This is a genomic window from Pseudomonas sp. S06B 330 (assembly GCF_002845275.2).
In the GTDB taxonomy this organism is placed as follows: Bacteria; Pseudomonadota; Gammaproteobacteria; order Pseudomonadales; family Pseudomonadaceae; genus Aquipseudomonas.
On sequence record NZ_CP088149.1, the window covers coordinates 1,666,242 to 1,679,780 of the forward strand.

At 56.9% G+C, this 13,539-nt stretch carries 12 protein-coding genes; 7 read left to right on the plus strand and 5 right to left on the minus strand.

Going from position 1 to position 13,539, the window contains the following annotated elements:
* Positions 1 to 129: 129 nt before the first annotated feature.
* The 3 genes from CX511_RS07770 to CX511_RS07780 all read left to right on the plus strand — a co-directional run bounded on the left by CX511_RS07770 (position 130) and on the right by CX511_RS07780 (position 2,859).
* Positions 130 to 1,254 (plus strand): response regulator, encoded by a 1,125-nt coding sequence (locus tag CX511_RS07770; RefSeq protein ID WP_231353382.1) that lies wholly within the window; start codon positions 130 to 132, stop codon positions 1,252 to 1,254.
* Positions 1,255 to 1,499: 245 nt separating this feature from the next.
* Positions 1,500 to 2,366 (plus strand): winged helix-turn-helix domain-containing protein, encoded by an 867-nt coding sequence (locus tag CX511_RS07775; protein ID WP_101292125.1) that lies wholly within the window; start codon positions 1,500 to 1,502, stop codon positions 2,364 to 2,366.
* 226 nt (positions 2,367 to 2,592) lie between these two features.
* Positions 2,593 to 2,859, plus strand: a complete 267-nt coding sequence (locus CX511_RS07780) for a hypothetical protein (protein WP_101292126.1) — start codon at positions 2,593 to 2,595, stop codon at positions 2,857 to 2,859.
* A gap of 178 nt (positions 2,860 to 3,037) precedes the next feature.
* Here CX511_RS07780 and CX511_RS07785 read toward each other — a convergent pair whose 3' ends face one another.
* The 5 genes from CX511_RS07785 to CX511_RS07805 all read right to left on the minus strand — a co-directional run bounded on the left by CX511_RS07785 (position 3,038) and on the right by CX511_RS07805 (position 8,097).
* Complete coding sequence (locus CX511_RS07785) at positions 3,038 to 3,484, minus strand: response regulator (RefSeq protein WP_101292127.1); 447 nt, start codon at positions 3,482 to 3,484, stop codon at positions 3,038 to 3,040.
* Positions 3,485 to 3,901: 417 nt separating this feature from the next.
* Entirely contained in the window at positions 3,902 to 4,189 is a 288-nt protein-coding gene (locus tag CX511_RS07790) for a hypothetical protein (RefSeq protein WP_101292128.1), read from the minus strand.
* 208 nt (positions 4,190 to 4,397) lie between these two features.
* Complete coding sequence (locus tag CX511_RS07795; RefSeq protein ID WP_101292129.1) at positions 4,398 to 5,312, minus strand: transcriptional regulator; 915 nt, start codon at positions 5,310 to 5,312, stop codon at positions 4,398 to 4,400.
* 134 nt (positions 5,313 to 5,446) lie between these two features.
* Positions 5,447 to 7,603: a TonB-dependent siderophore receptor gene (locus CX511_RS07800; RefSeq protein ID WP_101292130.1), complete on the minus strand. Its 2,157-nt coding sequence runs from the start codon at positions 7,601 to 7,603 to the stop codon at positions 5,447 to 5,449.
* Between the two features lie 113 nt (positions 7,604 to 7,716).
* Entirely contained in the window at positions 7,717 to 8,097 is a 381-nt protein-coding gene (locus CX511_RS07805; protein ID WP_101292131.1) for a hypothetical protein, read from the minus strand.
* A 425-nt stretch (positions 8,098 to 8,522) separates the two neighbouring features.
* On the opposite strand from CX511_RS07805, the gene CX511_RS07810 reads away from it, so the two are divergent.
* From CX511_RS07810 to CX511_RS07825, 4 genes are all read left to right on the plus strand, one after another.
* Positions 8,523 to 9,986 (plus strand): serralysin family metalloprotease, encoded by a 1,464-nt coding sequence (locus tag CX511_RS07810; RefSeq protein WP_101292132.1) that lies wholly within the window; start codon positions 8,523 to 8,525, stop codon positions 9,984 to 9,986.
* A 61-nt stretch (positions 9,987 to 10,047) separates the two neighbouring features.
* Positions 10,048 to 10,425: an AprI/Inh family metalloprotease inhibitor gene (locus CX511_RS07815; RefSeq protein ID WP_052675612.1), complete on the plus strand. Its 378-nt coding sequence runs from the start codon at positions 10,048 to 10,050 to the stop codon at positions 10,423 to 10,425.
* Between the two features lie 46 nt (positions 10,426 to 10,471).
* Entirely contained in the window at positions 10,472 to 12,220 is a 1,749-nt protein-coding gene (locus CX511_RS07820; RefSeq protein ID WP_101292133.1) for a type I secretion system permease/ATPase, read from the plus strand.
* Positions 12,217 to 13,530, plus strand: a complete 1,314-nt coding sequence (locus tag CX511_RS07825) for an HlyD family type I secretion periplasmic adaptor subunit (protein ID WP_045187053.1) — start codon at positions 12,217 to 12,219, stop codon at positions 13,528 to 13,530. Before CX511_RS07820 ends, CX511_RS07825 begins: the two co-directional genes overlap by 4 nt.
* The last annotated feature ends 9 nt before the right edge of the window (positions 13,531 to 13,539 follow it).

Here is a 13,539-nt window from a genome sequence, read left to right on the forward strand (position 1 = left end):
TGGCATGCGTTACTGCAGTCAATTGGCAAAGATAGAGCACGATTCTTGCCCCTTTGTGCGTTCGCGCCAATGACCTTTACCACGACTGATTTGACTACGTATTAGTGATCCTGCCGCGAGGAAGTCTTGTTGGACCATTATCCCTCTAAACCCGTCGTGCTGGTGGTTGACGATGAGCCGTCCAGCCTGCAGGTGATCAATGAGTTACTGAGAGAGCACTATCAAGTACGAGTTGCTGCTAGCGGCGAGCACGCCCTGCAGATCATCGATCAAACGATTCCCGATCTGATCTTGCTGGACATCGTAATGCCTGGCCTGAATGGCCATGAGGTATGTCGTCGCCTCAAGGGCAACTCAAAGACCTGTGATGTGCCGGTTCTGTTCTTGAGTGCCAGCAATCAGGATATAGATGAGTGTCTGGGGCTCGCGCTCGGCGCGGCCGATTACCTGAGCAAACCGATCAATCCGCCCGTCCTGCTAGCGCGGGTACAGACACAAATGCGCCTCAAGGTGGCTGTAGATCTGCTGCGTTCGCAAAAGAGTTTTTTGGACCAGGAAATATTGGCGCGAACCCGCGAGCTCCAAGCAACCCACGACGTGACCATTCTGGCCCTGGCGTCATTGGCCGAGACACGCGATAACGAGACGGGTAATCACCTGCGGCGCACACAGCATTATGTGCGAGTACTGGCCGAGAATTTGCGTCATCACCCACGGTTCAGTGCACATCTAGATGAAAAGAGCATTGAACTGATTTGTAAGTCGGCACCGCTGCATGATATCGGAAAGGTCGGTATTTCCGACCAGATATTACTCAAGCCAGGTCGCTTGGAGGCGGATGAGTTCGAGATTATGAAGACTCATGCGCAATTGGGTTATCAGGCGCTGGTACATGCGGAGGAGCTGTTGGGAGAACAAGTGCCCTTCCTGCGCATCGCCAAGGAAATTGCCCTGTGCCATCACGAAAAATGGGACGGCAGTGGCTACCCCAATGGGCTGGCCGGCGATGCCATTCCTGTAAGTGCTCGCTTGATGGCTATCGCAGACGTCTACGATGCAATCATCAGTCGGCGCGTATACAAATTGTCAAAGAGCCACAACACAGCAGCCAACGTTATTTATGACGGGGCCGGGAGACATTTTGATCCTGATATGGTGGAGGCTTTTCGGGGCTTGGAGGATGAGTTTGATCAGATCGCTCAGCGTTATGCCGATAGCGCGCCGTATGAGCCACTTAGAACAAGCGGCGGGTAACGACTCTGAACCACTGGCAACTATAGGCCCCCTGAGAAAAGGGCCGCAATACCTATAGCCAGGACGGTGGCGAATACGTTCTGACGTTTGTCTTGCGATTGCTCACTAGGCCGCAACCTGACTGCAATTTTTTGCAGAAAACAGGAATGCAGTGCGTATTGATGTGGAGTCCGGACGACACTGCGAAAGACGACAAGCGGGAATGACTTTCCAGTTTGTCGAATTTCCGAATATGGAAAGGTGTGATGGGCCTCGTTCTAATTGATAAAATTCTAGTGTTCGATGAGGACAACTTTCTGCTGTTTCGGGCTGATGCCGATGGTGAAGAGCCGTTGCGCTTAGGCGCAATCGCCAGCCGTTGCCTGGCCATGCTTTTGCGCTCAGATAATGCTGTGGTGCGTAAGCGTGATTTGATGGCGGGAGCATGGGGTCAGTACGGCTTGGAGGTGACTGACAATAGCCTGGCCCAAGTTGTCCGGCAGTTACGACTGGCATTGGAAAAAATGCAGCCTGATCGTGAGTTTATCCAGACATTGCCACGAATAGGCTACAAGCTTACCGATAACGTCCAAGTGGAAGAGTTGGCAGCCAATGCACCGGTCATATCGACCGTGCGCTCGGCAATGTTTAACAATGATGGAGAAATCCCTGTTTCACCTGCGTCGAGCCTAGCCGATACAACGCTGGGAGATACCGGCCCCTCATTGCTCAAGGAAGCACAATCCTATACGTCGCCGTCAACACTCCCAGCATTGTTGCAACAGCGTTGGGGTCTATGGCTTGCCTTACTATTGTGGGGCGCACTTACTTTTCTGTTGGGGAGAGCCTGGCAGGCACCACCGTTGGATGCGCCTCTGATTGGGTTTAGCGCACCGGTAACCATGAATAATGTCAACGTGTATCTACCTGCAGATAAGTGGAAACAACTACCGACGTCATACTTGCAGGCGACGGTCCTTCGCAGCCAAAAACTGGCGGAAATAATGGGAATCCCGGTGGGCGAGGTGCATCTGTACTTGCTGACGTCAGGTCGAGAGAGCAATCAGATTCTGTGCGATGGTAAGTTGGAAGCGGCCAATAGCCGCTGTATCGGTGTGCAACTATATGACTAGGCGTTTTACATGTTCAAGTTGGTGTCAAGCCTTCGTTTTGGTTGGTCTGTTGAGTGTAACTCTGGGCTACTTGTCAGGTGGATATAAGGTTGGCGTGGATCTCTGGTGCGAAGGGGAGAGTGCGCATCAAGTGCGACCTGACGCAAATTCTGCATGGCTGACCACGCGCTTCAGCCTGGATTTGAGACCAGCAGGTTCAAGCTATATGAGCATGAAGGCTCGACTGATGGATACCAATACCGAGGCTGTTATTGGAGTGATGCAGCGTACTAGTACCTTCCGAGCACGACAACATGAGCACCGTCTGCAGATTGATGTTCAGCGTAGTGCCGAGAACGAAGTAGATCGTTCGGATCCGGAGCTGTCGACGCGTGCGGGTCTGTTTTCTTATAAGCCGGGTGACAGTTTGAGTGTATGGATGCAGCCGCTGACCAAGACGCGTTATTTGATGGATGATGGCAGTGACGTGTTCATGATATGCAGTAGAAGGTGATGATCCTCGTGTTAGACCATTCCTTAATGAGCAAGGTGGTCGCGTAAACAACGGGGTTTTACACGTTTGGCATCCATGCCCAGCGAAAGCGCCTGCCCACCTAATGGCGTTCAGACTGGAGCCGTTCTTTATATATCCGGAGGCGGTTGATAGTTGCTATCAAATGTGAGGGACGTGCCTAGGCCTTGATGCCCAGTTCCCTGTTAACCAATGGAAGCAGCTGCTCGGGTTCTATTGGCTTGAGAAGAAAATCGACGATGCCAAGGTGCATGGCGTCGATTGCATCTCGAATGCCTGCATCGCCGGAAACTACTACGATAGGCAAGTCGGCCCACACTGAGTTTCGGATCTGACGAATAAACGCCAGGCCATCAATCGGTAGCATGCGTAGGTCGGTTATGACTAATGTAATTAGTTTTTCAGACTTCAACAAGTCCATTGCATCGGCGGCATTTTCAGCCAACAGGCTGTGTATGCCTTTGCTGTCAAGAATACCGGACAACATTTCGCGCATTGAGCGGTCGTCGTCAACGATCAAGACTTTCTGAATGCTTGGCTCTGGCTCTTGTTTGCCGATGATTCTGATGGCTTCGTGTTCGGCGTAACTCACAATGTCGTCGTTCATAATCTTTCCGTCAGTGCTAAAGATGGCCCTGTCATGTTGATTGTAATTTCAATCCAGCGTCCCCGTATGTTCGAGTGTAAACTCTTGAAACGGGTATTTTCAGAAAGTGAGTGCGCCCAGAAATTTAGTAACCGCTATCCGATGCGAGGAATTATCGTCGAAGGTTACAGCTGCTTGTGACCTGCGTAATAACACCGTGTGCGATCACATTAACCGATGCGTAAGTGGACTGCCGATACCCGAGCGCGTTGATTACAATCGGGTGTTTTGACTTTATGCTCCCATGCCCCTGGCCGTCAAGTGTGTTGGTTTTTTTATTGTTCGGGCCCTTGCGTATTTGTCCATAGCACAAGTAAGTGAATGCCGCTGGCAACAGTTGCGTGGTCGGCGGGCCTCCGCGCATAGAACTTGGCGATGTCACCGCTTGCTACACAGAATGAACATGTCATTGCCATCATCGAACAGGTAACGCGTCTTGGACAGCGACCGTATCCAATAACTTAAGCTGTTGTTCGAACGGAAGATAAAAAGACCGAGTGTGCCCGCAAGTTCAGGCTGCGTGCTCTCCGCTTCGCCACTGGCGCTACGTACTACCGTTATCTGCAAGCGATGGCCCTGTTGTTGCACATGGAAGGCCGTATTGCGACGTAGGGTGTGAAGTGCAGTCCCGGAGTCGAGATCGATCAATTGGGCCACCATGCGCATATGGCTGACCCCAGTAGTTCTCAAGTCCAGCCTGAATCGTGTCGTCAGCCATGAAGAAGATGGCCGTTGCGATTGCACTTGATGCGCGCTTTCCCCGGTGCACCAGAGGTCCAGGCTCGAGGCGTGCGAGCCGAACAAACGCCCCAGTCCCGCACCTAGCAGACTCACGACGACGAAGGCCAGAGACCAGCTTACGAGTGCGGTGCGCCTAGTCATGTTGCTGTACACCAATGCAGCGGCTGCTCGCCGATTCTAAGGCACCATCGCAGAGAATCTGATCTGCTCCACGGCGCGAAGGTAACAAGTACAGGTGTATGTTTTGCGCTGATAGACCTAGAAACCCCGCCAGTTTTCGACTCTTCTGGACCATCAACTGCAGGTGTGCCGCCACTGGTGGGTGAATGTCTTGAATTGGCAAGTGGACCTGCACCTCATCGATCGTTACGGAGGCGGCGAACGCTGGGGGCTCGACCTCAAGCGATGGGGTCGGCCAGATACTTGCGAGTACAAATGCACAGGCTCCACATAAGGGTAAGGCGAGCCACAAGAGCCAACGCCTTGGGGCTGTAATAGGGTGTGTTGGCGGCGGCCCTGAAGCGGGTGCTGCTGTCGTGGGGATTGCCGTGATCGCTGCCGATTCGGCAAGGTCTGTTTCTGTTTCTGTTTCTGTTTCTGTTTCTGTTTCTGTTTCTGCGATGAGCGATGCATCAGGCACATCGGGAGCGGGAGCTTCACTGCCAGTGACGGTCGACAACGGGCTCGGCACCCTGTTCAGAGGCGCAGTCAACGGTTCGACTTTCACCCCTTCGGCGAGCTTGTAGCCTAGGCGTGGCAAGGTCTGGATGTATGTCCGACCAGGCTTGAGTTTTTCCAGTGCCATGCGCAACTGGCGGACAATCTGGACTAGGCTGTTGTCGGTCACTTCCAGCCCGTATTGCCCCCACGTAGCGGCTATCAGTTCGCGCTTGCCCACCACGGCCCCCTCCGACCTTAGCAGCATGGCCAGGCAACGGCTGGCGATTGCCCCCAAGCGCACAGGCTCCTCATTGGCGGCGCCGAGACGAAACAACAGGAAGTTGTTTTCGTCAAACACCAGCTCGTCATCAATCAGCAGTTGGCCCATAGCGAGCGCCCGCGCGTGGTAAGAAGGCACGTGAGGTCATGCCGTCAACCTATAGAGTTAAGCGCTCAATCCTTGCATTGGCTAGCATCGTCGCAAAATGAGGTGTAACCCTTGCGCACCAGGTTGAAAACACCTCAGAAACTCACAGACGCCGACACCCGCGCCGTCCTCGGCGCCCCCTGAAACAGATAACCATCTCCCAGGTACTCGCCGGCATCGCGCCAGTAGCGTTTGTCGAAGACGTTGTCGACCATCAACCGCAGCACGGTGTCGTAGCCGCCGATTCTCGTGCTGTAACGGCTGCCCAGGTCGAACACCGCATAACTGCCCACCTCCACCGTGCCCGCCTGATTGGCATATTTGCTGGCGCTGTAGCGTGCGCCACCAAGCAGCGCCAGGCCGGGAATCGGCAGGCTGTAGTCCGCCTGCACGGCGGCGCGAAAATTCGGCACATTGATCGCCTGGTGGTCTTCATAGTCGGCTGTACCGCTGTTCTTCACCCGGGCGCGAATGGCGGCAGCGCTGGCATTGATCTGCAGACGCTCGCTCAGCCAGCCGCTGGCGCCCAGCTCAAGGCCGATATTCTTCTGCTGGCCTTGCTGCACATAAGTGAAATTGCCCACGCCGTCCGGCCGGGAGTACTGATAGGCCTGACGCAGCTGGAACAGGGCTGCGCTCAGGCTTAAGCGCTGCCAGTCGCGCTTGATGCCGAGTTCCAGCTGGTGTGACAGGGTGGGGGCGAGGATTTCGGCAGTGTTGCTGGCGAACCAAGGCGCGGTGCCACCGGACGAGATGCCTTTGCTGTAGCTGGTGTACACGGAGATATCCGGGCGCGGCTTGTAGATCAGCGCGGCGTTGGGCAGCAACTGATAGTCACGGGTATGGCGTCCCGGATCGCCCTGTTCATTAAAGGTCTTCTCGTCCAGGCGTACCAGGCGTGCACCGAGCACGGTCTGCCATTGCTCATTGAAGCTGATCCGGTCGTTGGCAAACAGCCCGTACTGACGGCTGTCCAGGCGGCGGGTGCTGTCGCCAACGGTTTTGTCAGACGGCGGCAATACCGGTGTCGGTTGGTAGATGTTGCCGCTGCCGATCATTTCGTTGAAGTAGGGACGCTGATCCAGCGTACGACGCTGGGCGCTGGCGCCAACCGTCAGGTCGTGGCCCAGGCCCATGGCCTCGAAACGTCCATTGAGCGCCGCCTGTGCTTCATCGGTGCGGCGGGTGTCGTCGGGGCTGCGGTAGTCATAGATGTCGTAGTCGCCTTCCGGGCTGAAGTGGTTCGGCACGCTGGAAGTGGCGCAGCTCGGGGCGCCATAGCAGCCCCAGGCGAATGAGCTGTAGTCATCGATCATCACCTTGCTGCGCGAGGCGCTGAGCGAACCGGTCCAGTTGTCGCTAAAGCGATAGTCGAAGCGCCCGCCCAGGTTCAGCGAGTCGATGGTCACAGGCTTGGCCCATTGCTGGTAGGCCAGGCGGTCGTGTGGGTCGATATCGTGGGGCAGGCTGCTGCCGCCGAGCAGTTGATAACCTGGCACCGAGCGCTGTTCGCGTTGCTGGTATTCGGCATCCAGTTGCAGCACGGCATCCGGGTTGATCTGCCAATCAAAGGCCAGGCTGGCGAAGTCGCGTTTGCCGTCGGCGTGATCAACGTAGGAGCGGATGTCTTCATGGGCCAGGTTGGCGCGCACGCCGAACTGGCGCTCACTGCCGAACCAGCCACCGAGGTCGGTGGCGATGTAGCGCTCACCTTGCTCGTTGCTCGATAGCGTCACCGAGCGCACATCTTCCGGACGTTTGGTCACGTAGTTGATCAAGCCGCCAGGTTCGGCAACGCCACTCTGCAAGCCGGACAAGCCCTTGAGCAATTCGACCTGTTGTTTGTTCTCCAGTGCCACGTTCTGTTCGCCAGCAATGGTCTGGCCATTGATCTTGTAGCTGCTGGCGGCGTTGAGCTCGAAGCCACGCACGTTAACGTTTTCGTAGTAACCAATCGGCGCGTAGCTTTCGCCCACTGACGCGTCGCTTTGCAGCACTTCGCTGAGTGTGCGCACCTGGCGGTCAGCCAATAACTGCTTACTGAACACCGCTATCGATGCGGGGGTATCGAGCAGCGGCGCCGGGGCAAAACCTGCCACCGATGCGTGCTCTACCTGATAACCCTCGCTGTAGACCTCGGAGACTTGTACCGGGGCCAGGGTAATGCTGTCCTGGGCCAGGCTGTGGCTGGCAGGCAACGCCAGGCTCAAGCCAAGCAGGCTCAAGGGCAGGCGAGGGTGGGGCAGGGTCATGCAGAAAGCTCCTTGAACACATGCAGCAGACGCGCGTGCCGACGTTGCGTCGGGCGGGCGCGCATCTTAGCAGGGTGCTTTCAAGCGATGGTACGAATCCAGCGGACGTCGATTCAGCCATTGGCCGCCAGCGGTGCATGGCGGCGCCAGTGAGTGTTGAGCTTCGACCAGGTTTTGCTGTCGGTGATCGCCATGAGCTTGCGACCATCCTTGAAGGTGGCCAGAAAGGTCACCTCCTCTTCTTTGCCGCCGAGCCAGAAGCCGGCAAGCAAACCTACCGGGCCCGCTACCAGCGCACCAGCCATGCCCCAACCAAGGGCGCTGCCCAGGCTGCGACTGGACTCCTGGTTGGCGACGATCAGTTCGCTGATGCCAGAAAGGGCAATTTTCTCCCCGGAAGAAGGGTTGCTGCAGCTCTTGAGTGTAAGCGATCCATTGCGATACTCGCCTTCACCTTGCAAGAAGTCGCCGGACTGAACCGTGAGCCTTGTCATTGTGTTATCCATAAGAAGGGGGGAATAAATCCCTACTCAGCACCCGGCGCCGCGACAAGTCAATCGTCAGTCGACGGAGGGTAAGCGTGTGAGTTGTCACAAAAAAGTAATTTCTTCAAGACTCAGATTTAAATGTGTAGTGCGGTGTGTCGCATTCACGCAATAAAAGTTCGGTTTTCAAACTAAAGTTTGGTGGCTTAATTTCGTCCGCTGCGCGTGACCTGCGATATATCGCGTTTGCGCAAATGAATTAAGATTTTCTAAATAAGCAGGCGGGAAAAAGTGTGTTAAGAAAAAGCTGGACAGCGCATTTGTAAGTGTGTCAGTTTTTCCTCGCCTCATTTAAGGCGAGTGATAGGACGATCTCGCCGCGGGAGCGTCCTGTCGGACAACAACTGCTTTTTTGTAAACAAGGAAGTGTCTGTATGTCGAAAGTAAAAGAAAGCGCTATTGTTTCTGCCGGTTCTGTATTGCAACCCCTGGGTGCAAGTTCCGCTTTCGGTCTGATCAATAGTTTCGGCCATCAATATGATCGCGGCGGCAATGCGACCGTCAATGGCAAGCCTTCGTTCTCGGTCGATCAGGCTGCTACCCAGTTGCTGCGTGATGGCGCCGCCTGGAGAGACATGAACAAGGATGGCACCATCAGCCTCACCTATACCTTCCTGACCAAAGCCCCGTCCGATTTTTATGGCCAGGGTCTGGGTTCATTCAGCGCGTTCTCGGCGCAGCAGAAGGCGCAAGCGCAGCTGTCCATGCAGTCCTGGGCAGACGTGGCCAAGGTGACGTTCAGGGAGTCAGCCTCAGGCGGCGACGGTCACATGACCTTCGGCAACTATAGCGATGGCAGCACGGGCGGGGCGGCATTCGCTTACCTGCCGTTTTATGGCCCGGGTTCGAACATGGGTGAGTCCTGGTACCTGATCAATAGTCAGTACCAGGCCAACATCAACCCACAAAACGGTAACTATGGCCGCCAGACCCTGACCCACGAAATCGGTCATGTGCTGGGCCTGTCTCACCCTGGCGACTACAACGCCGGTGAAGGCTATCCCAGCTATGCCGACGCCTCGTACGGTCAGGACACCCGGGGCTACAGCGTCATGAGTTACTGGAGCGAAAGCAACACCGGCCAGAACTTTACCAAAGGCGGTGTACAGGTCTACGCGTCGGCACCGTTGATGGATGACATCGCGGCGATCCAGAAGCTCTACGGGGCCAACTACGCCGCCCGCTCCACCGATACCGTGTACGGCTTCAACTCCAGCGCCGATCGTGATTTCTATTCGGCCACTTCGTCTTCATCGAAAGTCGTGTTTTCGGTATGGGACGGCGGCGGCAACGATACCCTGGATTTCTCCGGGTTTACCCAGAACCAGAAAATCAACCTCAATGAGGCCTCGTTCTCGGATATTGGCGGCATGATTGGCAATATTTCCATTGCCAAGGGTGTCACCGTGGAGAATGCTTTTGGCGGTTCGGGTAACGACCTGCTGATCGGCAATGCCGTGGCCAATGAGCTCAAAGGGGGCGCCGGCAACGACATCATTTATGGCGCTGGTGGCGGCGATAAACTCTGGGGCGGAACTGGTTCCGATACCTTCGTGTTTGCTGCCAGCAGCGACTCTACCCCGAGTGCAGCTGATCGGATCATGGATTTTGTCAGTGGTCAGGACAAGATCGATCTGTCGGCTATTGCCAGCTTTGCCACCGACAAGTTGCCGCTGCAGTTCGTCGATGCCTTTAGCGGGCAGGCTGGCGAGGCGGTACTGAGCTTCGATCAGGCGAGCAATCTGGGTAGTTTGGCCATCGACTTCAACGGCAACAGTCTGTCTGATTTCCTGGTGACTACCGTAGGTCAAGCTGTCGCTACGGATATCGTGGTCTGATTACAGTTTGGGGGGCGGTGCGCAAGCGCCGCCTTTTGCCCACCGGGAACACGGATCGAAGATGGCTTTCAAGCGAATGATCGCGCTCGGCGCGATTCCCCTGATGTTGATTACAGAGGTTGGTATGGCCGGCAGTCTGCTGTTGCCCAATCCCGCGCAGTTGGCCGGTGACTGGGAGCTTTACCCCGAAAACGAACAGGCGGCGGCATGTCAGTTGCAGCTGCATGCGCCCGAAACGTGGTTGGGCGGAGACCTTCAGTGCTTGCAGCACTTAATTGGTCAGTCCGTCAGCCGGTGGTTGGTAACGCCGGACACGTTGGCGCTGATCGGCGCTGATGGCAGTGCTGTTGTGCACTTTAATCGTTACAAGCACGAAAGCTATAAATGGATAACACCCGCCGGAAAGACATTGCTGTTGGAGCGTAAGAGCAAAGACTAACTGCGTGTAAGCAAGTGCCGATTTTTCAGGGATAGAAAGGCGGACAATGAACAAGTCGACTACTAAGGCCAATGCCCCGTTATGGGCGGCATTGGCCCGCTACAAGTCGATATTGATCAGTGTTGGTTGTTTTACTGCATTGATCAATATCCTGATGCTGGTGCCCTCGATTTATATGCTGCAAGTCTATGATCGGGTGTTGTCGTCACACAACGAAACCACCTTGTGGATGTTGACCTTAATGGTCGTCGGTTTTTTTGTATTTATCGGCGTGCTGGAGGTGATCCGCAGTTTTATTGTTATTCGCGTGGGGCACCAATTGGAGCAGGGGTTCAACCTCTCGGTTTATCGCGCTGCCTTCGAACGCAACTTGCGTCAAGGCGATGGTCAGGCTGCGCAATCACTGAATGATTTGACCCAGTTGCGTCAATTTGTCACCGGCCCGGCATTATTCGCGTTCTTCGATGCCCCCTGGTTTCCCATCTACCTGGCGGTGATGTTTCTCTTCAACGTCTGGCTTGGGGTCATGGCGTGCGTGGGGGCATTGCTGCTGATCGCGCTGGCGGTGCTGAACGAGCGGCTTACCCATAAACCACTGGTGCAAGCCAGTGGCTTTCAACAGCAGTCCACCCACCTGGCCGATAGCCAGTTGCACAATGCCGAAAGCATCCAGGCCATGGGCATGCTTGGCACCTTGCGCAAGCGCTGGTTCAGCTTGCATGCGCGCTTTCTCACGCTGCAGAACCAGGCCAGTGATACGTCGGCTGTGATCACCGCGATCAGCAAGTCCTTGCGCCTGTGCTTGCAATCATTGGTGTTGGGGCTGGGAGCGTTGTTGGTGATCGAAGGGCAGATGACCCCGGGAATGATGATCGCCGGCTCCATCCTCATGGGTCGGGTGTTGAGTCCCATCGACCAACTGATCGCAGTGTGGAAGCAATGGAGCGGGGCGCATTTGGCCTACCAGCGCCTTGATGGCTTGCTGCGCGCGTTCCCCGAGCCACCGGCACCCATGGCACTGCCGGCCCCGACCGGGCGCCTAAGCTTCGAGCAGGTCAGCGCCGGGCCCCCCAGTAAGCGCCTGGCGATCTTGCAGCAGATCAGTTTCAACGTGCAGGCAGGTGAAGTGTTAGGTGTGTTGGGGGCGTCCGGTTCCGGCAAGTCGACCCTGGCCAAGGTGTTGGTAGGTGTCTGGCCGACCCTGGCCGGAACCGTCCGGCTGGATGGCGCCGACCTCCACCGCTGGGACCGCGAGGCCCTTGGCCCGTCTATTGGTTACTTGCCGCAGAACATCGAACTGTTGCGCGGCAGTATTGCCGAGAACATCGCCCGGTTCGCCGAGCTTGATGGCCACAAAGTGGTCGAGGCCGCGCGTCAGGCCGGGGTGCATGAATTGATCCTGCGTTTGCCCCAAGGTTATGACACCCGGCTTGGTGAAGGCGGCAGTGATCTCTCCGGTGGACAGAAGCAGCGTATTGCCCTGGCGCGCGCCTTGTACGCAGAGCCTAGGCTGATCGTTCTGGATGAACCGAATTCCAACCTCGACACCCAGGGCGAAGCTGCCCTGGCGACGGCCATTGCCCAGATGAAAGCCCAGGGGCGCACCGTGGTGCTGGTCACGCACCGTTCGGCTGCCCTGGCCCAGGCCGACAAATTGCTGGTACTCAATGAAGGACGGTTACAGGCGTTCGGTCCGGCTCAAGACGTGCTGCAAGCCTTGAGCCGAGCCCAGGAGCAGGCCGTGCGTCAGGTGCCTGCGGCCAATGCCGCGGCGGCTGCAGGAGGTGGCGTATGAACACGGTTGCCGTCGAAGCGGCCGCCAGCGGCCGTGATGCGCGCTTTTTTGTTCGACTGGGCTGGCTACTGACCCTGCTTGGCTTCGGTGGCTTTGTCGCCTGGGCAACCCTCGCGCCCTTGGATCAGGGGATTGCCGTACAGGGCACGGTGGTGGTCTCGGGCAAGCGCAAGGCGGTGCAGTCCTTGGCGGGAGGCGTGGTCAGCCGGATCCTGGTCAGTGAGGGGCAGCAGGTCAAGCAGGGGCAACCGCTGTTTCGCCTTGATCAAACGCAGGTTCAGGCGCAGGTGCAGTCCCTGCAGGCTGAGTACCGGGTGGCCTGGGCCAGTCTGGCCCGTTGGCAGAGCGAGCGCGATAACCTGGCGCAGATCACCTTTCCTGCGCCACTCAGTGATGATCCTGACCCGCAGTTGAGCTTGGTGCTGGAAACCCAGCGGCAACTGTTCAGCAGCCGCCGCGACGCTCAAGCCCGCGAGCAGTCCGGGCTGATGGCCGCCATTGAAGGGGCCGTGGCGCAATTGGCCGGCATGCGTCGAGCCAGGGGCGACCTGCAGGCCCAGGCCGACTCCTTGCGTGAGCAACTGGACAACCTCAGGCCACTGGCCAGCCAGGGCTACATTCCGCGCAATCGCTTGCTGGAGTATCAGCGCCAGCTGTCCCAGGTCCAGCGCGACCTGGCGCAGAACAGTGGCGACAGCGCAAGGCTGGAGCAAGATATTGTCGAGTCGCGCCTGAACTTGCAGCAGCGCCGCGAGGAGTACCAGAAAGAGGTGCGCAGCCAATTGGCCGAAGCTCAGCTCAAGAGTGTAACGCTGGAGCAGCAACTGACGTCCGCCGGGTTCGACCTGCAACACAGTGAAATCCTTGCGCCGGTCGATGGTATTGCCGTCAACCTCGGCGTACACACCGAAGGCGCAGTGCTGCGTGCCGGTGAAACGCTGCTTGAGGTGGTGCCTCAGGGCACCGCGCTGGAAGTCGAAGGGCGATTGCCGGTCAACCTTGTGGATAAGGTCGCGGTGCAGTTGCCTGTGGATATCCTCTTCACCGCGTTTAACCAGAGCAGTACCCCGCGGGTGGCGGGGGAGGTGGTGCTGATTTCTGCCGACCAACTGCTCGACGACAAAACGGGCCAGCCGTACTACGTACTACGCAGCACTGTCAGCGAACAGGCCCTGGCGCGGCTTAATGGTCTGGTGATCAAGCCGGGCATGCCGGCCGAACTGTTTGTGCGCACAGGCGAACGTTCGCTGCTCAATTACCTGTTCAAACCCCTGCTCGACCGGGCAGGCACCGCCTTGACCGAACAATAGGAAGCCCGT

Bases quoted from the DNA above. Each gene is read 5' to 3' on its own strand.
- CX511_RS07805 (WP_101292131.1), bottom strand. From the start codon at position 8,097: ATGACAAGGCTCACGGTTCAGTCCGGCGACTTCTTGCAAGGTGAAGGC.
- CX511_RS07810 (WP_101292132.1), top strand. From the start codon at position 8,523: ATGTCGAAAGTAAAAGAAAGCGCTATTGTTTCTGCCGGTTCTGTATTG.
- CX511_RS07780 (WP_101292126.1), top strand. From the start codon at position 2,593: ATGGATACCAATACCGAGGCTGTTATTGGAGTGATGCAGCGTACTAGT.
- CX511_RS07775 (WP_101292125.1), top strand. From the start codon at position 1,500: ATGGGCCTCGTTCTAATTGATAAAATTCTAGTGTTCGATGAGGACAAC.
- CX511_RS07815 (WP_052675612.1), top strand. From the start codon at position 10,048: ATGGCTTTCAAGCGAATGATCGCGCTCGGCGCGATTCCCCTGATGTTG.
- CX511_RS07785 (WP_101292127.1), bottom strand. From the start codon at position 3,484: ATGAACGACGACATTGTGAGTTACGCCGAACACGAAGCCATCAGAATC.
- CX511_RS07800 (WP_101292130.1), bottom strand. From the start codon at position 7,603: ATGACCCTGCCCCACCCTCGCCTGCCCTTGAGCCTGCTTGGCTTGAGC.
- CX511_RS07795 (WP_101292129.1), bottom strand. From the start codon at position 5,312: ATGGGCCAACTGCTGATTGATGACGAGCTGGTGTTTGACGAAAACAAC.
- CX511_RS07790 (WP_101292128.1), bottom strand. From the start codon at position 4,189: ATGCGCATGGTGGCCCAATTGATCGATCTCGACTCCGGGACTGCACTT.
- CX511_RS07825 (WP_045187053.1), top strand. From the start codon at position 12,217: ATGAACACGGTTGCCGTCGAAGCGGCCGCCAGCGGCCGTGATGCGCGC.
- CX511_RS07820 (WP_101292133.1), top strand. From the start codon at position 10,472: ATGAACAAGTCGACTACTAAGGCCAATGCCCCGTTATGGGCGGCATTG.